The organism is Streptomyces sp. NPDC029292 (assembly GCF_055569295.1).
This window is the reverse complement of the sequence record NZ_JBVHXR010000024.1, coordinates 80,189-104,213: the sequence shown is the minus strand read 5'-3', so window position 1 is coordinate 104,213 and position 24,025 is coordinate 80,189. Positions and strand designations below refer to the sequence as shown.

Genomic DNA, 24,025 nt, shown 5'->3' with positions numbered 1-24,025 from the left:
TCGTACGTCCTTGAAAGTGCCTCACCCCTGGTAGATCAGGCTGGCCTCCAGTCCGGGAGCATGACGATCGAGGTCCTCTGCAACGGTGTAGCTCTGGCAGACCCGTATGTCGCGGTAGTCCGCTTGAAGAATTCGGGACGTCACGCGATCGCCAGTGAGCAGTTTGATCGGCAACGAGCCCTTGAGATCGATCTGAACGTCTCAATTGTGGAGCTTCTGAGTGCTGACGCTGGCCACCACGGGGCGGTCATCAGCGCCTGTGCGGTTTCAGGTACAACCATTTCGTTCGGACCCGAGCTGATTAGGAAGGGGCAAGCGATCACCTTGACCGCACTCGTTGAAGGCGCGCCGATGCTCGACGTTCGCGATCACTTCGTCGACGTGCAGCTCAAGCGTGCGAGCGTAGGCGGGGCTCCTGTGGCTGCCTTCACGGATCGGGTGGCGACGGCGGCGGCCGCATCGGGCGCCGCATCTGCGCTGGTCGCTGGAGTCACGAGTTTGTTCTCGTAGGGCCGTCGGGTATCTCTATCGCAGGTCTATCGCGACCAGTGCGCAGCAGTGACAAAGGGCGGGACTCAGTGAGACTGAGTCCCGCCCTTTGGCGTCGGCATCCGCCCTGGTCAGCGCTAGATTTCTGCTGTTCCTAGGCGAGTGCCCCCGGCAGGATTCGAACCTGCGCACACGGCTCCGGAGGCCGTTGCTCTATCCCCTGAGCTACGGGGGCGTGTCGGGCGCGGTGTTCGCGGCGACGGGTAGAACCCTACCAGCTCTTTCGGGGGTGTCCGGCATGGGTTTCGGTGGGGGAGGAGTGGGGTTCTGGGAGGGGGATGTGGGGCGTTCTTGGGGAGGGGTGGGGCCGGTCCGGGGTGGAAGCGGGGCGTCCGCAGGGGTGGAAGTCGGGAAAACCCGGACGCGGTGGTGGGCGCCGACCTACTCTCGAGTTGTGCCAGGCGCGTCCGGTCGGGTGCTTGTTGTGGACGACAACAAGGTCATCCGGCAACTGATCAGGGTCAACCTCGAGCTGGAGGGTCTCGAGGTGGTGACCGCGGCCGATGGTGCCGAATGCCTGGACGTCGTGCATCAGGTGCGGCCCGATGTCGTGACGCTGGATGTGGTCATGCCCAGGCTGGACGGGCTGCGCACCGCCGCTCGGCTTCGGGCCGATCCCCGGACCCGGAATCTTCCCCTCGCCATCGTCAGTGCCTGCACTCAGTACGAGGTCGAGAGCGGGCTTGATGTGGGTGTTGACGCGTTCCTCGCCAAGCCCTTCGAGCCTGCCGAACTCGTGCGGCTCGTAAGGCAGTTGATGGAGCGTCGGGGGCGTGAGGGTAGCGCGGGTGGTGGGGGCGACGGCGGGTCGCCGTTCGAGAGTGCCTTCGGGGCTGAGCAGGCCTTCGGGACTGAGGAAGCCTTCGGGGCCGAGGAGACCGAGCGCGCCGGACGCGCCGGACACTGAGGTGCGGACACGCCGGTCACTGGAGTGCGGACACGCCGGTCACTGAGGTGTGGGCGGCGGTCACTGAGGTGTGGGCGGCGGTCACTGAGGTGTGGCTGGGCGGTTGCTGGCGGGCGGTCCTGCCGGTCACCGAGGGGTGCGCCAGTCGTCGAGGTTCCCGCTGGTCACGCAGGGGCGTGGCGATCACGAGGCTCCGGTGGTCACTCAGAGCGAGTCTCCCTTCCGCCGCCCGACCTACGCCCGCGGCCGACCCCCGTCCACATCCCGGACCCTCCCCTAAACCAAGTCGCCTACCCACCCCCCTCCTCCCCTACGCTTGTCCCGTGACCCCCGTCGAGCTCTCCCGTACCGTTCTGTGCGCGGTGCGTCGTGCTGTCGACGAGGGGGAGCTGAGTGTCGCTGTGCCCGCACGGACCGTGGTTGTGCCGCCGGGGCCCGGTGGCTGCGGGGACTACGCCACGAACATCGCGTTGCAGCTGGCGCGGTCGGCCGGGCGGCCGCCGATGCAGGTCGCCGAGATCCTGCGCCCGCACATCAGCGGCGCGGCCGGTGTCGCCGGTGTCGCGATCACCGGACCCGGCTTTCTGAACATCAGCCTCGACGACCTCGATGGCGCAGCCCGGGCGCTCGTCTCCGAGATCCTTGGGCAAGGCAGCCGGTACGGGCACGGCGGCGGCCTCGCCGGGCAGGTCATTGAACTGCGTGTGCCGTACGACACCCGTGCCGAAGTCGTCGCGGACGCGCTCGTACGGATCGTCGCCACCCAGGGTGGCCGCGCCGAGGTCGAGCATGCCGGGCCGGTGAATCTCCGGCCCGTCCCGGCGCCGGAGGACCCCGCCCCGCTCGGCCCCGACGCCGCCCGCTGGGCCCTGCTCCATCCCGCACCCCACGACCGGCCCCGGATCACCGCCGACCACCTCGTCCAGCGCGAGAGCAACCCTCTCTTCCGCGTCCGGTACGCCCACGCCCGCACCCGGGCCCTCAGCCGCAACGCCGCCGCACTCGGCTACACCAGCGCCCCCGGCGGCGTACATGACGACCTACACGACGGCGTACACGGCGATGTACACGACGGCGTATGCGACGACCTACACGACCTGGGCCAGGCCGAACCCCTCCTCGGTGCCCTCGCCGCGTACCCCCACGCCCTGCGCCTCGCCGCAACCCACCGCGCCCCCGACCGCCTCGCCCGGCACCTCATCACCACCGCCGACGCCCTGCTTGCCTTTCAGCACACCGTGCTGCCGCTCGGCGACGAGAAACCCTCGGCCGCCCACCGCGCCCGGCTCGCGCTCGCCGAAGCCGCCGGGACGGTGCTGGCCGGCGGCCTGTCCCTGCTCGGCATCAGTGCCCCTGACTATCTGTGAGAGAAGAATGAGCCGTTCCGCACACCCCGCCGGGCCCCGTCACGCCGACGTTCTGCACGAGGGCCACTACACCGCCCCGCCCGCCGACCTCAATGCCCTCGACCCGAAGGTCTGGGCCCACACCGTCACCCGTACGGACAGCGGTGCGCTCAGCGTCGGCGGTCTTGAAGTCACGCGGCTCGCCGAGGAGTTCGGCACCCCCGCCTACTTCCTCGACGAGGCCGACTTCCGGGCCCGCGCGCGTGCCTGGCGCACCGCCTTCGGGCACGACGCCGACGTCTTCTACGCCGGCAAGGCGTTCCTGTCCCGGGCCATCGTGCGCTGGCTGCACGAGGAAGGGCTCAACCTGGATGTGTGCTCCGGTGGCGAGCTCTCCACCGCCCTCTCCGCCGGCATGCCCGCCGACCGCATCGCCTTCCACGGCAACAACAAGTCGGAAACCGAAATTCGTACGGCCATCGAGGTCGGCGTCGGGCGTATCGTCCTCGACTCCTTCCAGGAGATCGTGCGCGTCGCCCACATCGCGCAGTCCCTCGGCAAGCGGCAGCGCGTGCAGATCCGGGTGACGGTCGGCGTCGAGGCGCACACCCACGAGTTCATCGCCACCGCGCACGAGGACCAGAAGTTCGGGATCGCGCTGGCTGACGGGCAGGCCGCGGAGGCCGTGCGACGGGCGCTCGCCCTCGACGGGCTCGAACTCGTCGGGATTCACTCGCACATCGGGTCGCAGATCTTCGACATGGCGGGCTTTGAAGTCGCCGCCCGGCGCGTTGTGTCGCTGCTCGCCGCCGTCCGCGACGAGCACGGTGTCGAGCTGCCCGAGATCGACCTCGGCGGCGGTCTCGGCATCGCGTACACCAGCGAGGACGACCCGCGTGAGCCGCACGAGATCGCCAAGGCGCTCGGCGAGATCGTCACGCGGGAGTGCGAGGCCGCCAGGCTGCGGACGCCCCGTATCTCCGTCGAGCCCGGGCGGGCCATCGTCGGGCCGACCGCGTTCACGCTCTACGAGGTCGGCACCATCAAGCCGCTCGACGGGCTGCGGACGTACGTCTCCGTCGACGGGGGCATGTCCGACAACATCCGGACCGCGTTGTACGACGCCGAGTACAGCGTCGCTCTCGTCTCGCGCACCTCCGACGCCGAGCCCATGCTCGTCCGCGTCGTCGGCAAGCACTGTGAGAGTGGCGACATCGTGGTCAAGGACGCCTTTCTGCCCTCCGACCTGGCCCCCGGCGACCTCATCGCCGTGCCTGCCACGGGTGCTTACTGCCGGTCCATGGCCAGCAACTACAACCACGCCCTGCGCCCGCCGGTCGTCGCCGTGAACGACGGCGAGGCCCGGGTGATCGTCCGCCGTGAGACGGAGGAGGACCTCCTGCGCCTCGATGTCGGATGACCCGGGCGAGATGGCTCGGGTGAAGTGACTCAGGTGAGGTGACTCGGGTGGGATAACCGAGGCGAGCTGACCAGGGTGGAAGATCTCCTGCGTCCACCTGCCAGAAAAATGAAATAGACGTCTCACGATCCGGACGAGGGATAGAAACTCCCGTCCGGTGAGTGAGACTGGTGCAACCGTAGACGGTAAGAGGAAACGAGGTCGGATGATGCGTACGCGTCCGCTGAAGGTGGCGCTGCTGGGCTGTGGGGTTGTCGGCTCAGAGGTGGCGCGCATCATGACGACGCACGCCGACGACCTGGCGGCCAGGATCGGGGCTCCCGTCGAGCTCGCCGGAGTCGCCGTCCGCCGCCCCTCCAAGGTCCGCGCGGGCATCGACCCCGCCCTCGTCACCACCGACGCCACCGCCCTCGTCAAACGCGGGGACATCGACGTCGTCGTCGAGGTCATCGGCGGTATCGAGCCCGCTCGTACGCTCATCACCACCGCCTTCGAGCACGGCGCCTCCGTCGTCTCCGCCAACAAGGCGCTGCTCGCCCAGGACGGCGCCGCGCTGCACGCCGCCGCCGAGGAGCAGGGACGGGACCTCTACTACGAGGCCGCCGTCGCCGGCGCCATCCCGCTCATCCGGCCGCTGCGCGAGTCCCTCGCCGGCGACAAGATCAACCGCGTGATGGGCATCGTCAACGGCACCACCAACTTCATCCTCGACAAGATGGACTCCACGGGCGCCGGGTACCAGGAGGCGCTCGACGAGGCCACCGCGCTCGGGTACGCCGAGGCAGACCCGACCGCCGACGTCGAAGGCTTCGACGCCGCCGCCAAGGCCGCCATCCTCGCCGGAATCTCCTTCCACACGCGGGTCCGCCTCGACGACGTGTACCGCGAGGGCATGGCCGAGGTCACCGCCGCCGACTTCGCCTCGGCGAAGGAGATGGGCTGCACCATCAAGCTGCTCGCCATCTGTGAGCGGGCGGCGGACGGCGGGTCGGTCACCGCGCGCGTGCACCCGGCCATGATTCCGCTGAGCCACCCGCTCGCCTCCGTGCGCGGCGCGTACAACGCCGTGTTCGTGGAATCGGATGCCGCCGGGCAACTCATGTTCTACGGGCCGGGCGCCGGTGGTGCGCCCACCGCTTCCGCCGTCCTCGGAGACCTCGTCGCCGTCTGCCGCAACAAGCTCAGCGGCGCGACCGGGCCCGGCGACTCGGCGTACACCCAGCTGCCCGTCTCGCCCATGGGCGAGGTCGTCACGCGCTACCACATCAGCCTCGACGTGGCCGACAAACCGGGTGTTCTCGCCCAGGTGGCCACCGTCTTCGCCGAGCACGGCGTCTCGATCGATACGGTTCGCCAGCAGGGGAAGGACGGCGAGGCCTCTCTCGTCGTCGTCACCCACCGTGCGTCCGACGCGTCCCTGAACGGGACCGTCGAGGCGCTGCGCAGCCTCGACACCGTGCGGGGTGTCGCCAGCATCATGCGGGTTGAAGGAGAGTAACCAGCAATGACCCACCAGTGGCGCGGAATCATCGAGGAGTACCGGGATCGGCTGCCGGTATCCGACAGCACGCCGGTCGTGACGCTCCGTGAGGGCGGCACGCCGCTCGTGCCCGCGCAGGTGCTCTCCGAGCGCACGGGCTGCGAGGTCCACCTCAAGGTGGAGGGCGCGAACCCGACCGGGTCCTTCAAGGACCGCGGTATGACCATGGCCATCTCGAAGGCCAAGGAGGAGGGCGCGAAGGCCGTCATCTGCGCCTCCACCGGCAACACGTCCGCCTCCGCGGCCGCCTATGCCGTACGGGCCGGAATGGTCTCCGCCGTTCTCGTCCCGCAGGGCAAGATCGCGCTCGGCAAGATGGGCCAGGCGCTCATTCACGGCGCGAAGATCCTCCAGGTCGACGGCAACTTCGACGACTGTCTGACGCTGGCGCGCGCGCTGTCCGACAACTACCCGGTGGCGCTGGTCAATTCGGTCAACCCGGTGCGCATCGAGGGCCAGAAGACCGCCGCCTTCGAGATCGTGGACATGCTCGGCGACGCGCCCGACATCCACGTCCTGCCGGTGGGCAACGCGGGCAACATCACCGCGTACTGGAAGGGCTACACGGAGTACGCCGCCGACGGAATCGCGAAGCGGACCCCGCGCATGTGGGGCTTCCAGGCCTCCGGTTCCGCGCCCATCGTGCGCGGCGAGGTCGTCAAGGACCCGTCGACCATCGCCACCGCGATCCGCATCGGCAACCCGGCCTCGTGGAAGTTCGCGCTGGCCGCGCGGGACGAATCGGGTGGTCTCATCGATGAGGTGACGGACCGTGAGATTCTGCGCGCCTACCGGCTGTTGGCCGCGCAAGAGGGCGTCTTCGTCGAGCCCGCGTCCGCCGCGTCCGTCGCCGGTCTCCTCAAGGCCGCCGAGCAGGGCAAGGTCGACCCGGGTCAGACGATTGTCTGCACAGTCACCGGAAACGGGCTCAAGGACCCCGACTGGGCCGTCGCGGGCGCCCCGCAGCCGGTCACGGTTCCGGTGGACGCGGTGACCGCGGCCGAGCGCCTCGGCCTGGCATAACGCCACCGGCGGCGCCTCACGGAGCCGCCACCCCTTCGGCAACCCGACAGGGGGTGCACAGGGGGCTTACGACACGCATCGTGCGCCTCCTGTGCGCCCTATGTCGCCACAGAACCTTCCTTCGATAAGCTGTACTGAACCCGCCCGCCGCATATGCCGCGGTGCCGCGCCGTCATTGCGGCCTCCGGGTCTTCCGTAGGTATCGCGGTCCATCAGCAGTCATTCGGCAGTTCCTCAGCAGTTCTTCGGAAATCTTGCACATCACGCAGCTCAAGGAGAGTCATCGAGCGATGGCCGGTCCAGCTTTCCGCGCCGCCGCCGTCCGGGTGCGCGTCCCCGCCACCAGCGCCAACCTCGGGCCGGGCTTCGACGCCTTCGGCCTGTCACTGGGGCTGTACGACGACGTGGTCGTCCGGGTGGCCGACTCCGGGCTGCACATTGACATCGCGGGTGAGGGCAGCGAGACGCTGCCGCGCGACGAGAGTCATCTCCTCGTACGTTCCCTGCGCACCGCCTTCGATCTGCTGGGCGGACAGCCGCGCGGCCTCGAGATCGTCTGCGCCAACCGCATTCCGCACGGGCGGGGCCTCGGCTCCTCGTCGGCCGCCATCTGCGCCGGCATCGTCGCCGCGCGCGCCGTGACCATAGGCGGCGACACCAAGCTCGACGACACCGCGCTCCTGGAGCTCGCCACCGAGATCGAGGGACACCCCGACAACGTCGCGGCCTGTCTGCTCGGCGGCTTCACGCTCTCCTGGATGGAAGCCGGTGCCGCGCGGGCGATCAGGATGGATCCCGCCGATTCCATCGTTCCGGTGGTTTTCGTACCGGGAAAGCCGGTCCTCACCGAGACCGCGCGCGGACTGCTGCCGCGCACCGTGCCGCATGTCGACGCCGCCGCCAACGCGGGCCGCGCCGCACTGCTCGTCGAGGCCCTCACCCGGCGCCCCGAGCTGCTGCTGGCCGCCACCGAGGACCGGCTGCACCAGGAGTACCGCGCGCCGGCCATGCCGGAGAGCGCGGCACTGGTGGAGCGGCTGCGGGCCGACGGCATCCCCGCGGTGATCTCCGGCGCGGGCCCCACGGTGCTGGCCATGGCGGACCCGGAGTCGGCCGACAAGGTCGCCGATCTCGCAGGTCAGGGGTGGGCCGCCAACCGGCTGGACCTCGACGCCGCGGGCGCGAGCCTGCTGCCACTGGCCCCGGCCGGTGTCAATTAAAAGCGTGCGGTTGCCGGATTTGGAGAGGGGGAATGTTTGTTGGATCCGGTAGTGTTAACCTCAAGTCTGCACCCGACCCATCCATGGCGAGGTGCTTCGTGTCCCCGTCCGGGACAACCATTCTTCCGGGAGCCTCCCAAACTGCTTTGTGCCATGCATTGGGTGCTATGCGCTGAGCAGTGCTGAGCACGCTCCGGAACCGGCGTGACCGTGCCGATGACACCGCAATTCAGTGCCACGGCTCCGGAATCGTCATCACCAGATATTTCTTCCGCCGCTTTGGCGGACCACCGCCCCGGCACGGTCCACACAGCAAGGACCTAAGCCGGACAGCACAACCGGTCGCCGAGCCAGACAGGCCGACGTCCGCTCCAGGGAAGGACCCTTCGTGAGCGACACCACCGATCTGATGGGCGCACGTGTCGAGGAGACCGCTGCAGCGCCCGCCACGGACGCCTCAGCCGCGCCTGCCTCCGGTGCCGGCTCCCGGCGGCGCCGCGGTACCGGCCTCGAGGGCATGGTGCTGGCCGAGCTTCAGCAGGTCGCGTCCGGCCTCGGTATCAGGGGCACCGCGCGGATGCGCAAGAGCCAGCTGATCGAGGTCATCAAGGAGGCGCAGGCGGGCGGGGGCGTCCCGGCCAAGACGGCTGAGACCGCCACCGAGACCAAGCCGAAGCGCCGGGCGACCTCGAAGGCCCGTACCGGCGACGACGCCGCTCCGGCCGCCGAGAAGAAGGCCGAGAAGGCCGCCGAGAAGGCCGTGGCCCAGCAGCAGATCGAGATCCCCGGCCAGCCGGCTGGGGGCCCCTCCCGCGCGAGCGAAGCCGAGCGTGGGGGAGAGGACTCCCCCGCGGGCGAGCGCCGCCGTCGCCGGGCCACCGCCGAGGCGGGCAGCCCCGAGACGGTCGCCGCCGAGGCGAAGAACGAGCCGAAGGCCGAGGTCTCCGTCGAGGCCAAGGCCGACGCCGGTGACGGCGCCGACGGCCGTCAGGGCCGCCGTGACCGCCGTGACCGCGGCGATCGTGAGCGCAGCGGCCGTGACCGCGACCGCCGCGGTGGCAAGGGCGACGAGCAGCAGGGCGGCCAGGGTGGCGGCCAGCAGCGCCAGGACCGCCAGGACCGTCAGCAGCAGGGCGGCCGCCAGGACCGTCAGGACCGCCAGCAGCGCGACAACGGCCCGCAGGACGACGACGACTTCGAGGGCGGCCGTCGCGGCCGTCGTGGGCGCTACCGGGACCGCCGTGGCCGTCGTGGCCGCGACGAGTTCGCCGCGGGCGAGCCGCAGGTCGCCGACGACGACGTCCTGATCCCCGTCGCGGGCATCCTGGACATCCTCGACAACTACGCCTTCATCCGTACGTCGGGCTACCTGCCGGGTCCCAACGACGTGTACGTCTCCCTCGCCCAGGTCCGCAAGAACGGTCTGCGCAAGGGTGACCACGTCACCGGTGCGGTCCGCCAGCCGAAGGAGGGCGAGCGCCGCGAGAAGTTCAACGCGCTCGTGCGCCTCGACTCCGTCAACGGCATGGCGCCCGAATCCGGGCGCGGGCGCCCGGAGTTCAACAAGCTGACGCCGCTGTACCCGCAGGACCGGCTCCGTCTGGAGACCGACCCGGGCGTGCTGACCACCCGCATCATCGACCTCGTCGCGCCGATCGGTAAGGGCCAGCGCGGTCTGATCGTGGCCCCGCCGAAGACCGGCAAGACCATGATCATGCAGGCGATCGCCAACGCGATCACGCACAACAACCCCGAGTGCCACCTGATGGTCGTCCTGGTCGACGAGCGTCCGGAAGAGGTCACCGACATGCAGCGGTCGGTCAAGGGCGAGGTCATCTCCTCGACCTTCGACCGCCCGGCCGAGGACCACACCACGGTCGCCGAGCTCGCCATCGAGCGCGCCAAGCGCCTGGTGGAGCTGGGCCACGACGTCGTCGTGCTGCTCGACTCGATCACGCGTCTGGGCCGTGCGTACAACCTCGCCGCCCCGGCCTCCGGCCGCATCCTGTCGGGTGGTGTCGACTCGACCGCGCTGTACCCGCCGAAGCGCTTCTTCGGTGCCGCGCGCAACATCGAGGACGGCGGCTCGCTGACCATCCTCGCGACCGCGCTCGTCGACACCGGGTCCCGCATGGACGAGGTGATCTTCGAGGAGTTCAAGGGCACCGGCAACGCGGAGCTCAAGCTCGACCGCAAGCTCGCCGACAAGCGCGTCTTCCCGGCGGTGGACGTCGACGCGTCCGGCACCCGTAAGGAAGAGCTTCTGCTCGGCAGCGACGAGCTCGCCATCACCTGGAAGCTGCGTCGCGTGCTGCACGCGCTCGACCAGCAGCAGGCGATCGAGCTGCTGCTCGACAAGATGAAGCAGACGAAGTCGAACGCGGAGTTCCTGCTCCAGATCCAGAAGACGACGCCGATGCCGGGCAACGGCAACGACTGAGGTCAGCAGGGTCAGTAACGCCAAGGGCCGCCCCCGTCACGCAAGTGACGGGGGCGGCCCTTTGTGCGGTCCTGGACAGGTGTACGATCGCGATTCTTTGAACTCGTCTCATCGAGTTCGTCTCGTCTAACTCGCATATCCCTGGGGGGACTTGAGTGGATACATCCATGTCCGGGCGCGGTCGTCACAGACGCCGGATACGTGTAGCTGTGCCCGTTGTGGCGGCAGGCCTCGCGGCCGCGGTCGCCGGTGCGCTGCTGATGTCGTCCGCGAACGCCGCCACCGCGCTGCCGACGCCGACCGTCAAGCCCAGCACCTCTTCGCCCACCCTGGCCGAGCTGCAGAAGCGGGTCGCGGCGGCCGTCGCCAGTGACGGCACCGCGGGCGAGACGTCCAAGAAGTCGTCGCTGAGCGCCAGTACGGACTCGGCGAGTGTCGATCCGAAGATCATCGGCGGCACCGACACCACCATCAGCACGGCCCCGTGGATGGCCCAGCTCTGGTACTCCGACGACAACGGCACCTCCGACACGAGCGACGACTTCGGCTTCTTCTGCGGTGGCGCCGTCGTGTCGCCGACGAAGATCCTCACCGCCGCGCACTGCGTCAAGGGCTACGACTGGCACGCCAACGGCGCCATCGTGACCGGCACCGCCCAGCTGCCGACCTCCGACTCCGCGGGCAACACCGACCTGCACGGCGGCACCGTCTCCGGCGTCTGGCGGCAGTGGAACCACCCCTCGTACAGCTCGACGACCATCGACAACGACATCGCGGTCCTCACGCTGCCGAACCCCATCACGGCCAAGCCGATCCGCATGACGACGTCCGGTGACACCGCCTCGTACGCCTCCGGCACCGAGGCGACGCTCTACGGCTGGGGCCGCACCACCTCCACCACCGAGGACATCTCCGAGACCCTGAAGACGGCCACGCTGCCCATCAACTCCGACAGCACCTGCACCGGTGCCTACGGCAGCGACTTCATCAAGGGCCACATGGTCTGCGCGGGCACCCCGGCGACCGGCAGCGACACCGGCACCACCTCGGCGTGCAACGGCGACTCCGGCGGCCCGCTGATCGTGGGCGGCCGCATCGTCGGCGTCGTCTCCTGGGGTGTGAAGGACTGCGTCGAGAAGGGCGCGTACAGCGTCTTCTCGAAGGTCAGCACGTACGTCGGTGCCGCCTACCCGCGCGTCGACGACACGAACCTGAGCGGTGACCACAAGGCCGACCTGTTCGTGCGCAACTCCTCCACCAAGACGCTGTACGAGAAGGACTCCAAGGGCACCTCGTTCGCCGCGCGCCAGTCGTGGGGCAACTGGGACGGCGTCAACGTCCTCCTGCAGACCGACCTGAACCGGGACGGCTACCAGGACATCGTGGTCCGCGACAGCGCCAGCGGCAACGTCTACTGGTCGCACTACGTGCCGGCGACCGGAAGCTGGTCCACCGACCAGATCTTCAGCAACTGGAAGACCCGCACCCGCATCGTCACCCCGGGCGACGTCACCGGCGACGCCCTGCCCGACCTGCTCTCCGTCGACTCCGCAGGCATCCTGTGGATCTACCCGGGCAAGGGCAACGGCACCTTCTCGGCGCGCGTCCAGGTCGGCTCGGGCTGGAACCAGTACAACTCCGTGCGCGGCCACGGCGACTTCACCGGCGACGGCAAGGCCGACCTGATCGCGCGCAGCAAGACCGGCTCGTACCTCTACCTGTACAAGGGCACCGGCAAGTCGGGTACCGGAGCCTTCTCCACCCGCATCAAGGTGCGCACCTGGTCCGGGTACAACGCCTTCGACGCCCCCGGTGACGTGACCGGCGACGGCAAGGCCGACTTCCTGGCCCGTACGCCCGGCGGCACGCTCTACCTGTACAAGGGCACCGGCAAGGCGACAAGCGAGATCTTTGCCACACGGATCTCCGTCGGTACCGATTTCAAGCAGTACGACATCTTCGGCTGAAGTCGCAGGTGAGCGGGGTTTCCCCGAGTTCACCGGTGACGCAGTGTGCCCATCGCTCCACGCGATGGGCACATTGCGTTGTGCAACCCTTTCCCGAGCTTCCCCGTCTGACCGTACGGAGTGACCATGGAGCGGTACGTGTCACGACCAGACGGGGCTTGGCCCTGAAAGCAGGGGGTAACCGACCGCACAAGGACTGAGGAACACATGCCTGCCGAGAGCACGCCGGAACCCGGCATACCGGGTGACGCCGCAGCCGGCGCCCCGCGCCACCGCGTGAAGGGCCGCCGCCGAAAGACGCGCAGCACGCGCCGCAAGGCCCTCCTCATCACCGCCTGGACCGCCGCGGGCATCGTCGTGCTGGGGGGCACGGGCGCCGGGTACCTGTACTTCAAGCTCAACAGCAACCTCAAGAGCGTCGACATCAACCAGGCGCTCGGCACCGACCGGCCCACGAAGGTCGACAACGGCTCCGAGAACATCCTGGTCCTGGGCTCGGACACCCGTTCCGGCAGCAACAAGTCGCTCGGCGGCGGCACCGACGACGGCAGCGCCCGCTCCGACACGGCGATGGTCGTGCACGTGTACCAGGGCCACAAGAAGGCCAGCGTGGTCTCCATACCCCGCGACACCCTCGTCGAGCGCCCCTCCTGCACCGACACCCAGGGCGTCACCCACGACGCCGCCTCGGGCGTGATGTTCAACTCCGCGTACTCCACCGGCGGCGCCGCCTGCGCGGTGAAGACCGTCGAGTCCATGTCCGGTATCCGCATGGACCACTACGTCGAGGTCGACTTCGCCGGCTTCCAGAAGCTCATCGACGACCTGGGTGGCGTGCAGATCACCACCACCAAGAACATCTCGGACTCCGACAGCCACCTCAACCTGAAGGCCGGCACCCACACGCTCAACGGCGAGCAGGCGCTCGGCCTGGTCCGCACCCGGCACGGTGTCGGCGACGGCTCCGACCTCGGCCGCATCCAGCTCCAGCAGGCGTTCATCAAGGCCCTGGTCAACCAGGTCAAGCACATCGGTGTCCTGTCCGACCCGACGAAGCTGTACAAGCTCGCGAACACCGCGACCAAGGCCGTCACCACCGACTCCGACATCGGCTCGGTCAAGGACCTCGCGTCCTTCGCCAACGGCCTCAAGGGCATCAGCTCGTCGAAGATGAACATGGTGACGATGCCGGTCCAGTACGACAGCGCGAACGCCAACCGCGTCCTCGTCGACACGGCCAAGGCGAAGCTGGTCTGGAAGGCCCTGAAGAACGACCAGGCGATCCCGGCGAGCGCCACCAAGGGCACGGCGACGGGTACTGCCAAGGGTGTGGTCAGCGCCTCGTAGGGGCGCGAGGCTGTGACCTCTGCGGCTCCGCCGCGTGGGTGCGATCAGCCACGAACGGCCCGCAGGGAATAGATCACGCGGACCCCCGGTTTTGGGGGATGGCGCCAGTCCTGGCAGACTGGTACGTCGGCTCCGGTTCACGCACCCGCATCCAGCGGCGGCGACCCGGCGCCCTCCCGAAACTAGGAGACACCTTGAAGCGCGACATCCACCCCGAGTACGTCGAGACGCAGGTCAGCTGCACCTGTGGCGCGTCGTTCACCACCCGTAGCACGATCTCCAGCGGCACCATCCGTGCCGAGGTCTGCTCCGAGTGCCACCCGTTCTACACGGGCAAGCAGAAGATCCTCGACACCGGTGGCCGCGTGGCCCGCTTCGAGGCCCGCTTCGGCAAGGCTGCCGCTGCCAAGAAGTAGCGAGCCCACAGCGCCGGTCTCCGGTGCCCCCGCGCTGGGGGCATCGGGACCGGCGCTTTGCGGTGCAGCCCCCATTCGTCTTACCTACGTCCCCGAGCCCATGATGGAGCGGGGGACAGTCCATTGGAGCCGGAGATGTTCGAGGCGGTCGAGGAACTCATCGGCGAGCACGCCGATCTGGAGAAGAAGCTCGCTGACCCGTCGGTCCACGCCGACCAGGCCAACGCGCGCAAGCTCAACAAGCGCTACGCCGAGCTGACCCCGATCGTCGCGACGTACCGCTCCTGGAAGCAGACCGGGGACGACATCGAGACCGCGAAGGAGTTCGCGGCCGACGACCCCGACTTCGTCGCCGAGGTCAAGGAGCTGGAGAAGCAGCGCGAGGAGCTCACCGAGAAGCTCCGGCTGCTGCTGGTCCCGCGCGACCCCAGCGACGACAAGGACGTCATTCTCGAGATCAAGGCGGGCGCCGGCGGCGACGAGTCCGCCCTGTTCGCGGGCGACCTGCTGCGCATGTACCTGCGCTACGCCGAGCGCGTCGGGTGGAAGACCGAGATCATCGACTCCACCGAGTCCGAGCTCGGCGGCTACAAGGACGTCCAGGTCGCCGTGAAGACCAAGGGCGGCCAGGGTGCCACCGAGCCCGGCCAGGGCGTCTGGGCGCGCCTGAAGTACGAGGGCGGCGTGCACCGCGTACAGCGCGTGCCGTCGACCGAGTCGCAGGGCCGCATCCACACCTCCGCCGCCGGTGTGCTGGTCACGCCCGAGGCCGAGGAGGTCGACGTCGAGATCCACGCGAACGATCTGCGCATCGACGTCTACCGTTCCTCCGGGCCCGGCGGCCAGTCCGTCAACACGACCGACTCCGCGGTGCGCATCACGCACATTCCCACCGGAGTCGTCGCCTCCTGCCAGAACGAGAAGAGCCAGCTGCAGAACAAGGAGCAGGCGATGCGTATCCTGCGCTCCAGGCTCCTTGCCGCGGCACAGGAGGAAGCGGAGCGGGAGGCCGCGGACGCCCGCCGCAGCCAGGTCCGCACCGTCGACCGCTCCGAGAAGATCCGTACGTACAACTTCCCGGAGAATCGCATCTCGGACCACCGCGTCGGCTTCAAGGCGTACAACTTGGACCAGGTGCTCGACGGTGACCTCGGCGCGATGATCCAGGCGTGCGTCGACGCGGACTCGGCCGCGAAGCTCGCCGCCGCGTAAAGCCGAACAGAGCCTGGTAGGCCGCACCACCGCATACGACAACAGCTCAGCCCCGGAGGACCAGCGTGAACCTGCTGCTCGCGGAAGTGGCCCAGGCCACCCAGCGGCTGGCCGACGCCGGCGTGCCCTCGCCGCGCAACGACGCGGAGGAGCTCGCCGCCTTCGTGCACGGCGTGAAGCGGGGCGAGCTGCACACCGTCAAGGACGCCGACTTCGACGCCCGCTACTGGGAGGTGACCGCGCGCCGCGAGGCGCGCGAGCCGCTCCAGCACATCACCGGACACGCCTACTTCCGCTACCTGGAACTCCAGGTGGGGCCGGGGGTGTTCGTCCCGCGCCCGGAGACCGAGTCCGTGGTGGGCTGGGCCATAGACGCCGTCCGCGCGATGGACGTCGTGGAGCCGCTGATCGTCGATCTCTGCACGGGATCCGGCGCCATCGCGCTCGCCCTCGCGCAGGAGGTCCCGCGCTCCCGCGTACACGCCGTGGAGCTGTCCGAGGACGCCCTCCGGTGGACGCGCAAGAACGTCGAGGGGTCCAGGGTCGACCTGCGCCAGGGAGACGCCCTGGAGGCCTTCCCGGACCTCGACGGGCAGGTGGACCTGGTGATCTCCAACCCGCCGTACATCCCGCTCACGGAATGGGAGTACGTCGCACCGGAGGCCCGGGACTACGATCCCGAACTCGCCCTGTTCTCGGGCGAGGACGGACTCGATCTCATCCGCGGCATCGAGCGCACCGCGCACCGGCTGCTGCGCCCCGGCGGCGTCGTCGTCATCGAGCACGCCGACACCCAGGGCGGGCAGGTGCCGTGGATCTTCACCGAGGAGCGGGGCTGGGCCGACGCGGCCGACCACCCGGACCTCAACAACCGGCCGCGGTTCGCGACCGCCCGCAAGGCGATGCCGTGAGCACGCGCATCCAGATCCCCAGCCAGCAGTACGTGTACGAGGAGGCCCGCTAAATGGCACGGCGATACGACACCAACGACGCGACCGACCGCACCACCGGTCTGCGTGAGGCCGCGTCCGCCGTCCGCCGTGGCGAGCTGGTCGTCCTCCCGACGGACACGGTGTACGGCCTGGGCGCCGACGCGTTCTCCTCCGAGGCCGTCTCCGACCTCCTCGACGCCAAGGGCCGGGGCCGCAACATGCCCACCCCTGTCCTCATCGGCTCCCCGAACACGCTGCACGGCCTCGTCACGGACTTCTCCGAGATGGCCTGGGAGCTCGTCGACGCCTTCTGGCCGGGCGCGCTCACGCTCGTCGCCAAGCACCAGCCGTCCCTCCAGTGGGACCTGGGGGACACCCGTGGCACCGTCGCCGTGCGCATGCCGCTGCACCCGGTCGCCATCGAACTGCTCACCGAGGTCGGCCCCATGGCCGTGTCCTCCGCGAACCTCACGGGCCACCCGGCACCGGAGGACTGTGACGCCGCGCAGCAGATGCTCGGCGACTCGGTCTCGGTCTACCTGGACGGCGGCCCGACCCCCGGCAACGTCCCGTCCTCGATCGTCGACGTCACCGGCAAGGTGCCCGTGCTGCTGCGCGAGGGCGCCGTGTCGGCCGAGGAGCTGCGGAAGGTCGTACCCGACCTCGAGGTGGCGAATTGACAGCCCCTGACGCGGGGCGTGGCATAGGCACGGGGATCACGGGGGCCAACGGGTCCCCCGGGGGGTCCTTCCGCATCCTCCACGTCAGCACCGGCAACGTGTGCCGCTCGCCGATCACCGAGCGGCTGACCCGGCATGCCCTCGCGGACCGGCTCGGCGACCCGCTGTGGGGCGGGCTGATCGTGGAGAGCGCGGGCACCTGGGGCCACGAGGGCGCGCCCATGGAGGCCAACGCCGAGACGGTCCTCACGGACTTCGGCGCGGACCCCTCCGGCTTCGTCGGCCGCGAACTCCTCGACGACCACGTCATCCGCGCCGACCTGGTCCTGACGGCCACCCGCGACCACCGGGCCCAGGTCATCTCCATGGGCCACTCGGCGGGCCTGCGCACCTTCACCCTGAAGGAGTTCACGCGCCTCGTCCGCGCCATAGACCCCGCGACTCTCCCGCCCCTGGACGAGGGCGTGATCGAACGCGCCCGCGCCCTCGTACGGGCTGCCGCCGCGCTACGCGGGTGGCTCCTGGCACCCACCGCCGAGGCGGACGAGGTGTACGACCCGTACGGCGCTCCGCTGCCGTTCTTCCGGTCGATCGGGGACGAGATCAATGAGGCGCTGGATCCCGTGGTGACGGCGTTGACGGGTGTGCGGGCGCGGGCTTGATCCGTTCGTGCGCGTCGGGGAATGGGCCGGGGGTACCTGAGCGGACGTAACACCGGGCGACCCACCGGTCTCGGTTCTACATTGGACGTAGCGCACCCCCGCCGAGGTCCGGAGTCCACCATGCCGGTCACACAAACGATGGAAGCGGATGTCCTGCGGCGTCAGGATCCTGAGCTCGCCGAGATTCTGATCGGGGAGCTGGACCGGCAGTCGACGACCCTGCAGCTGATCGCGGCCGAGAACTTCACCTCGCCGGCCGTGCTGGCCGCGCTCGGGTCGCCGCTGGCGAACAAGTACGCCGAGGGATATCCCGGCGCCCGCCACCACGGCGGCTGCGAGATCGTCGACGTCGCCGAGCGGGTCGCGATCGACCGGGCGAGGTCGCTCTTCGGCGCCGATCACGCCAACGTCCAGTCGCACTCCGGGTCTTCGGCCGTCCTCGCCGCGTACGCCGCCCTGCTGCGCCCCGGTGACACCGTCCTCGCGATGGGCCTGCCCTTCGGCGGTCATCTGACCCACGGGTCGCCCGCGAACTTCTCCGGACGCTGGTTCGACTTCGTCGGGTACGGGGTGGAGGCGGAGACCGGGCTGATCGACTACGAGCAGGTGCGCACCCTTGCCCGTACGCACCGCCCGAAAGCCATCGTCTGCGGGTCCATCTCCTATCCCCGGCACATCGACTACGCGCTGTTCAAGGAGATCGCCGACGAGGTGGGCGCCTATCTCATCGCCGACGCCGCCCATCCCATCGGGCTCGTCGCCGGGGGAGCGGCGCCCAATCCGGTGCCGTACGCCGATGTGGTCTGCGCCACCACCCACAAGGTGCTGCGCGGCCCCCGCGGTGGCATGATCCTGTGCGGGAGCGAACTGGCCGAGCGCGTCGACCGGGCCGTCTTCCCGTTCACACAGGGCGGCGCGCAGATGCACACCATCGCGGCCAAGGCCGTCGCGTTCGGCGAGGCGGCGACACCGGCCTTCGCGGCGTACGCGCATCAGGTGGTCGCCAATGCCCGGATGCTCGCGGAGGGGCTGGGCGCGGAGGGGCTCGCCATCACCACGGGAGGGACCGACACCCACCTGCTGACCGCCGATCCCGCACCGCTCGGCGTCGACGGACGCACCGCCCGAGGGCGTCTGGCCGGCGCCGGAATGGTCCTCGACACCTGTGCGCTGCCGCACGGGGACGTCCGTGGCCTGCGGCTCGGTACGGCGGCCCTGACCACCCAGGGCATGGGCGCGGCCGAGATGGCGCGGATCGCCGTACTGTTCGCCGGGGTGCTGCGCGACGACGTCGACGGCAAGGAAGCGCGTGAAGAAGTGCGGGAGCTGGCCGGTAGATTTCCGCCCTATCCCGGCTGAGAGGGGGGAGGCGGACCCCCGTGCACAGCCACTCGTGCAACCATCGTCGCTACCCGAAAGTCCCCAACCATATGCGCGCATCGATAGGGTGTGGGGCTGAGATGGCCAGCGAGACCTGTGGGGAAGCCCGTGCGTGAATACCTGCTGACGCTCTGCATCACGGCCGCGGTGACGTATCTGCTGACAGGGCCGGTACGGAAATTCGCGATCGTGGCCGGAGCCATGCCGGAGATCCGTGCGCGCGATGTGCACCGGGAACCCACTCCGCGGCTCGGCGGCATCGCGATGTTCTTCGGGCTGTGCGCGGGCCTGCTGGTCGCCGACCACCTGCAGAACCTCAACGAGGTCTTCTCGAACTCGAACGAGCCGCGGGCGCTGCTCTCCGGAGCGGCGCTGATCTGGCTGATCGGCGTCCTGGACGACAAGTTCGAGATCGACGCCCTGATCAAGCTGGGCGGCCAGATGATCGCCGCGGGCGTCATGGTCATGCAGGGTCTGACGATCCTGTGGCTGCCCATCCCCGGCGTCGGGCTGGTCGCGCTCACCCAGTGGCAGGGCACCCTGCTGACGGTGGCGCTCGTCGTCATCACGATCAACGCGGTGAACTTCGTCGACGGCCTCGACGGTCTCGCCGCGGGCATGGTGTGCATCGCGGCTGCCGCGTCCTTCCTGTACGCGTACCGCATCTGGTACAGCTACGGAATCGAGGCCGCCGCCCCGGCGACGCTCTTCGCGGCGATCCTCATGGGCATGTGTCTGGGCTTCCTGCCGCACAACATGCACCCCGCGCGGATCTTCATGGGCGACTCCGGCTCGATGCTCATCGGGCTGGTCCTCGCCGCCGGTGCGATCTCCATCACCGGGCAGGTCGACCCCGACTCGATGAACCTGTTCTCCGGTTCGGAGCGCAACACCGTGCACCAAATGGTGCCCGTCTACATCCCGCTGCTGCTTCCGCTGACGATCATCGCCGTCCCGGCCGCCGACCTCGTGCTGGCCATCGTGCGGCGCACCTGGCGCGGGCAGTCCCCGTTCGCCGCCGACCGCGGACACCTGCACCACCGTCTGCTGGAGGTCGGCCACTCGCACAGCCGCGCGGTGCTGATCATGTACTTCTGGTGCGCGCTGATCGCCTTCGGCGCTCTCGCGTTCTCGGTCAACGCGGCGTCCATGTGGATCGTGCTCGGCGTCGCGGCGCTGAGCGCGGTCGGTCTCGTGCTGCTCCTGCTGCCGCGCTTCACGCCGCGCGCCCCGCGCTGGGCCGAGCACCTCGTGCCGCCGCGCTACCGCCGCCGCAGGGCGGCCGCTTCCCCGAAGCAGGCCGTGCCGTCCGTCGCGCACGAGACAGGGACGACGGAGGAGCCGGAGGAAGGCGTCCGCGAGCACCGCACCCCGGTCGCCGCAGGTGTCTCGGGTGTCTCAGGAGTCAACGGGGCAACGGCGATTGGCACCCGTGCGCGCTTCCTGGATCGGCGCAAAGCCGGATCGTCGCGCTGACGCAAGGTAAGAATCTGACTAACGCGTGACCAATTCCTGGGGGTGCAAAGCGCCCCAATATCAGACAACTTGGCTCCGTGGGCGCACAGACGCGCAGCTTCACTCTCATGTGTGACAGTCAGCACACCAGCCAGGTAAAGACCTCATCAAATAGTTTGTGATACGGTTCACGAGAACCCGGGACAGAGCCGAAGGACCCTAGTGCGACGGTCCCTTGGCGTGAGGTTCCCTCTCAGCCCGGGACTACGCTCGTCCATGACGACACGCCCCCCTTAGCAAGCGGAGTTGCCGCCATGCCGTCCAATGACGCCCGGATTCTCCTTCAGGCCGCTGTGCCCACAGCTGCCGTCGGCGCGATTGCCGCCGTCGTCAGTGGCGTGGTCGCCGGTGGCAAGGGAGTGATCGGGGCACTCGTTGCGACGCTGGTCGTGACCCTCTTCATGGGGATCGGGCTCTACGTTCTGCAGCGCACCGCCAAATCGCTTCCGCACCTGTTCCAGGCGATGGGCCTCATGCTCTACGCGGCACAGATTCTTCTGCTGTTCATCTTTGTCGCCGCGTTCAAGAACACCTCGCTGTTCAACCCCAAGGCCTTCGCGCTCACGCTGGTCGCCACCACACTCGTGTGGATCGGCGCACAGGCGCGTGCCCAGCTGAAGGCCAAGGTCCTTTACGTCGAACCCGACTCCTCGAAGGGCGACAAGCCCGAAAAGACGGGGCACTCGTCGTGAGGGGTAGGGCCGGGATAAGTGCGCGTGAGAGATCCTGCTATCGTCCGGTGCCAACTGCGGCATCGCGGGCGCGGGCATCTGAGCTGACGCCTGCTCAATCGCGAGGCTTGATGCCCCACAGCCGCCCCCACATCCGTAACACCAGTCCAGTGCCGAACCGCGGCTGCGCGCCGCGCCGACACAACGAGGTTGCCGTACCTATGCGCCACGCTGAAGGAGCCCGCGGTGAGTGCTGACCCGACGCAGGTGCTCGCCTTCGAGACCGATTGCCACATCTTCGACGGCTGTGGCTTCCCGGCTCCCGGCCTGCACTCGTTCCTGTTCCAGCCCCTCTGGGGCGACGGTGACAGCAACGTGTACTTCAACAAGACGATGCTGCTGGCGCTGCTCGGCTCGATCATCGTTGTCGGCTTTTTCTGGGCCGCCTTCCGTAAGCCGAAGGTCGTCCCGGGCAAGCTGCAGATGGTCGCCGAGTCGGGCTACGACTTCATTCGCCGCGGAGTCGTCTACGAGACGATCGGCAAGAAGGAAGGCGAGAAGTACGTCCCGCTGGTCGTCTCGCTGTTCTTCTTCATCTGGATGATGAACCTCTGGTCGATCATTCCGGTCGCCCAGTTCCCGGTCACGGCGATCATCGCCTATCCCGCGGTTCTCGCGGCGATCGTGTACGTCCTGTGGGTCTCGCTGACCTTCAAGCGGCACGGATTCGTCGGTGGGTTCAAGAACATCACCGGCTACGACAAGTCGCTGGGCCCGGTTCTCCCGCTGGCCATGTTCATCGAGTTCCTCTCGAACCTGATCGTCCGGCCCTTCACGCACGCCGTGCGACTCTTCGCGAACATGTTCGCGGGCCACACCCTGCTGCTGCTCTTCACGATCGCCAGCTGGTACCTGCTCAACGGCATCGGGATCGCCTACGCGGGCGTCTCGTTCATCATGGTGATCGTCATGACGGCCTTCGAGCTGTTCATCCAGGCCCTGCAGGCGTACGTGTTCGTGCTGCTGACCTGCACCTTCATCCAGGGCGCGCTGGCCGAGCACCACTGAGCGCCTTCCCTCTCGACCCCGCAGTCGTCCGGTGGCCAACCCCCACCGGTCCGTAAAGAAAAGGAATAACTGGCATGCAGACCCTTGCCGCTGTCTCCGGCTCGCTCGGTTCGATCGGTTACGGCCTCGCGGCCATCGGTCCCGGTGTGGGCGTGGGCATCATCTTCGGTAACGGCACCCAGGCTCTTGCCCGTCAGCCCGAGGCTGCCGGCCTGATCCGCGCCAACCAGATCCTCGGCTTCGCCTTCTGTGAGGCGCTCGCCCTCATCGGTCTGGTCATGCCGTTCGTCTACGGCGTCTGATCGACCGATCAGCGACAGCCCACTAGACGAAAGGCACTGAAATGAGCCAGCTGCTCATTCTGGCGGCCGAGAAGGAAAACCCCCTTCTCCCGCCGATCCCCGAGCTTGTCATCGGCCTGATCGCCTTCGTCATCGTCTTCGGCTTCCTCGCCAAGAAGCTCCTTCCGAACATCAACAAGGTTCTGGAGCAGCGCCGCGAGGCCATCGAGGGCGGTATCGAGAAGGCCGAGGCCCTTCAGACCGAGGCCCAGAGCGTTCTTGAGCAGTACAAGGCTCAGCTCGCCGAGGCCCGTCACGAGGCCGCGCGACTGCGCCAGGAGGCGCAGGAGCAGGGCGCCACGCTCATCGCCGAGATGCGCGCGGAAGGCCAGCGGCAGCGTGAGGAAATCATCACCGCCGGTCACTCGCAGATCGACGCCGACCGCAAGGCCGCCGCGCAGGCGCTGCGCCAGGACGTCGGCCACCTGGCCACCGACCTGGCCGGCAAGCTCGTCGGCGAGTCCCTCGAGGACCACGCCCGGCAGAGCCGCGTCATCGACCGTTTCCTCGATGAACTCGAGGAGAAGGCCGAGGCCGCGCGATGAACGGAGCGAGCCGCGAGGCCCTGGCAGCCGCACGTGAGCGTCTCGACGCGCTGACGGACAACACGTCCGTGGACGCGGCGCAGCTCGCCGACGAGCTGGCCGCCGTCACCGCGCTGCTCGACCGCGAGGTGTCGCTGCGTCGGGTCCTGACCGACCCGGCGCAGCCCGGCGAGGCCAAGGCCGAACTGGCCCAGCGCCTCTTCGGTGCCCAGGTCAGCGGGTCGACCGCCGACCTGGTGACAGGCCTGGTGCGCTCCCGCTGGTCGCGCTCGCGTGACCTGGTGGACTCCATCGAGGAGCTGGCCGCCACCGCCGACCTCACGGCGGCGCAGCGGTCCGGCGCACTCGACGACGTCGAGGACGAGCTGTTCCGGTTCGGCCGGATCGTCTCTTCGAACACCGAGCTGCGCGCCGCGCTGACCGACCGCACCGCCTCCAAGGCGGCCAAGAGCGAGCTGCTGCGCAGCCTGCTCGGCGGCAGGGCCAACGTGACGACCGAGCGTCTGGTGACGCGCCTGGTGACCGCGCCGCGTGGACGTAGCCTGGAAGCGGGACTCGAGTCCCTGTCCAAGCTCGCCGCCGCGCGCCGGGACCGCATGGTCGCCGTCGTCACCTCGGCAGTCCCGCTGAGCGACGGACAGAAGCAGCGCCTCGGTGCCGCTCTGGCGAAGCTCTACGGCCGCCCGATGCACCTCAATCTCGATGTGGACCCCGATGTCCTCGGCGGGATCCGGGTGCTGGTCGGCGACGAGGTCATCAACGGCTCCATCGCGGACCGACTCGAGGACGCCGCCCGCCGCATGGCGAGCTAGCAACTCCATAAGCAAGCAGTACGTACTTACGG

22 protein-coding genes and 1 tRNA gene are annotated in these 24,025 nt (G+C 68.9%); 22 read left to right on the top strand and 1 reads right to left on the bottom strand.

Annotation, left to right across the window (positions count from 1 at the left end; all coding sequences use genetic code 11):
• The first annotated feature begins 60 nt into the window (after positions 1-60).
• Positions 61-510 carry a hypothetical protein gene (locus tag ACZ4WS_RS39385; RefSeq protein ID WP_467987912.1) on the top strand — a complete coding sequence of 150 codons (450 nt, stop codon included), beginning with the start codon at positions 61-63 and terminating at the stop codon, positions 508-510.
• Positions 511-652: 142 nt separating this feature from the next.
• On the opposite strand, the gene ACZ4WS_RS39380 is transcribed toward ACZ4WS_RS39385, so the two are convergent.
• A tRNA-Arg gene (locus ACZ4WS_RS39380) sits at positions 653-724 on the bottom strand.
• A 240-nt stretch (positions 725-964) separates the two neighbouring features.
• Between ACZ4WS_RS39380 and ACZ4WS_RS39375 the strand changes: the two genes are divergently transcribed.
• The 21 genes from ACZ4WS_RS39375 to ACZ4WS_RS39275 all read left to right on the top strand — a co-directional run bounded on the left by ACZ4WS_RS39375 (position 965) and on the right by ACZ4WS_RS39275 (position 23,993).
• Positions 965-1,456 (top strand): response regulator, encoded by a 492-nt coding sequence (locus tag ACZ4WS_RS39375; RefSeq protein WP_467987975.1) that lies wholly within the window; start codon positions 965-967, stop codon positions 1,454-1,456.
• A gap of 323 nt (positions 1,457-1,779) precedes the next feature.
• A complete protein-coding gene (gene nrtL / locus ACZ4WS_RS39370) occupies positions 1,780-2,823 on the top strand; it encodes an ArgS-related anticodon-binding protein NrtL (protein WP_467987911.1) in 1,044 nt (347 codons plus the stop codon).
• A gap of 7 nt (positions 2,824-2,830) precedes the next feature.
• Positions 2,831-4,222, top strand: coding sequence for a diaminopimelate decarboxylase (gene lysA / locus ACZ4WS_RS39365; RefSeq protein ID WP_467987909.1), 1,392 nt, complete (start codon positions 2,831-2,833; stop codon positions 4,220-4,222).
• Between the two features lie 208 nt (positions 4,223-4,430).
• The gene (locus tag ACZ4WS_RS39360; RefSeq protein ID WP_467987973.1) at positions 4,431-5,720 is read left to right on the top strand and encodes a homoserine dehydrogenase; all 1,290 of its coding nucleotides are present in this window, start codon (positions 4,431-4,433) and stop codon (positions 5,718-5,720) included.
• Positions 5,721-5,726: 6 nt separating this feature from the next.
• The gene (thrC, locus tag ACZ4WS_RS39355; RefSeq protein WP_467987908.1) at positions 5,727-6,785 is read left to right on the top strand and encodes a threonine synthase; all 1,059 of its coding nucleotides are present in this window, start codon (positions 5,727-5,729) and stop codon (positions 6,783-6,785) included.
• Between the two features lie 290 nt (positions 6,786-7,075).
• On the top strand, positions 7,076-8,005 hold the full coding sequence (gene thrB / locus ACZ4WS_RS39350; protein WP_467987906.1) for a homoserine kinase: 930 nt from the start codon (positions 7,076-7,078) through the stop codon (positions 8,003-8,005).
• A 388-nt stretch (positions 8,006-8,393) separates the two neighbouring features.
• Positions 8,394-10,445, top strand: coding sequence for a transcription termination factor Rho (gene rho, locus ACZ4WS_RS39345; RefSeq protein WP_467987905.1), 2,052 nt, complete (start codon positions 8,394-8,396; stop codon positions 10,443-10,445).
• Between the two features lie 167 nt (positions 10,446-10,612).
• Positions 10,613-12,412, top strand: a complete 1,800-nt coding sequence (locus tag ACZ4WS_RS39340; protein WP_467987903.1) for a trypsin-like serine protease — start codon at positions 10,613-10,615, stop codon at positions 12,410-12,412.
• Between the two features lie 207 nt (positions 12,413-12,619).
• Complete coding sequence (locus tag ACZ4WS_RS39335) at positions 12,620-13,759, top strand: LCP family protein (protein ID WP_467987902.1); 1,140 nt, start codon at positions 12,620-12,622, stop codon at positions 13,757-13,759.
• A 194-nt stretch (positions 13,760-13,953) separates the two neighbouring features.
• A complete protein-coding gene (gene rpmE / locus ACZ4WS_RS39330; protein ID WP_030574381.1) occupies positions 13,954-14,175 on the top strand; it encodes a 50S ribosomal protein L31 in 222 nt (73 codons plus the stop codon).
• A gap of 135 nt (positions 14,176-14,310) precedes the next feature.
• Positions 14,311-15,387, top strand: coding sequence for a peptide chain release factor 1 (gene prfA / locus ACZ4WS_RS39325; protein WP_467987901.1), 1,077 nt, complete (start codon positions 14,311-14,313; stop codon positions 15,385-15,387).
• 65 nt (positions 15,388-15,452) lie between these two features.
• Positions 15,453-16,298, top strand: coding sequence for a peptide chain release factor N(5)-glutamine methyltransferase (gene prmC / locus ACZ4WS_RS39320; protein ID WP_467987899.1), 846 nt, complete (start codon positions 15,453-15,455; stop codon positions 16,296-16,298).
• Positions 16,299-16,351: 53 nt separating this feature from the next.
• Positions 16,352-16,999, top strand: coding sequence for an L-threonylcarbamoyladenylate synthase (locus ACZ4WS_RS39315; RefSeq protein WP_467987897.1), 648 nt, complete (start codon positions 16,352-16,354; stop codon positions 16,997-16,999).
• On the top strand, positions 16,996-17,661 hold the full coding sequence (locus ACZ4WS_RS39310; RefSeq protein WP_467987896.1) for an arsenate reductase/protein-tyrosine-phosphatase family protein: 666 nt from the start codon (positions 16,996-16,998) through the stop codon (positions 17,659-17,661). The genes ACZ4WS_RS39315 and ACZ4WS_RS39310 overlap by 4 nt, the downstream gene beginning before the upstream one ends.
• Positions 17,662-17,781: 120 nt before the next feature.
• Complete coding sequence (locus tag ACZ4WS_RS39305; protein WP_467987895.1) at positions 17,782-19,020, top strand: serine hydroxymethyltransferase; 1,239 nt, start codon at positions 17,782-17,784, stop codon at positions 19,018-19,020.
• A gap of 129 nt (positions 19,021-19,149) precedes the next feature.
• A complete protein-coding gene (locus ACZ4WS_RS39300; protein ID WP_467987894.1) occupies positions 19,150-20,517 on the top strand; it encodes an MraY family glycosyltransferase in 1,368 nt (455 codons plus the stop codon).
• Between the two features lie 293 nt (positions 20,518-20,810).
• Positions 20,811-21,248: a hypothetical protein gene (locus ACZ4WS_RS39295; protein ID WP_467987893.1), complete on the top strand. Its 438-nt coding sequence runs from the start codon at positions 20,811-20,813 to the stop codon at positions 21,246-21,248.
• Positions 21,249-21,473: 225 nt separating this feature from the next.
• A complete protein-coding gene (gene atpB / locus ACZ4WS_RS39290; RefSeq protein ID WP_467987892.1) occupies positions 21,474-22,295 on the top strand; it encodes a F0F1 ATP synthase subunit A in 822 nt (273 codons plus the stop codon).
• Positions 22,296-22,369: 74 nt separating this feature from the next.
• The gene (gene atpE, locus ACZ4WS_RS39285; RefSeq protein ID WP_355844370.1) at positions 22,370-22,597 is read left to right on the top strand and encodes an ATP synthase F0 subunit C; all 228 of its coding nucleotides are present in this window, start codon (positions 22,370-22,372) and stop codon (positions 22,595-22,597) included.
• A 41-nt stretch (positions 22,598-22,638) separates the two neighbouring features.
• Positions 22,639-23,181, top strand: a complete 543-nt coding sequence (locus tag ACZ4WS_RS39280) for a F0F1 ATP synthase subunit B (RefSeq protein WP_467987891.1) — start codon at positions 22,639-22,641, stop codon at positions 23,179-23,181.
• Positions 23,178-23,993, top strand: a complete 816-nt coding sequence (locus ACZ4WS_RS39275; RefSeq protein ID WP_467987889.1) for a F0F1 ATP synthase subunit delta — start codon at positions 23,178-23,180, stop codon at positions 23,991-23,993. Before ACZ4WS_RS39280 ends, ACZ4WS_RS39275 begins: the two co-directional genes overlap by 4 nt.
• The last annotated feature ends 32 nt before the right edge of the window (positions 23,994-24,025 follow it).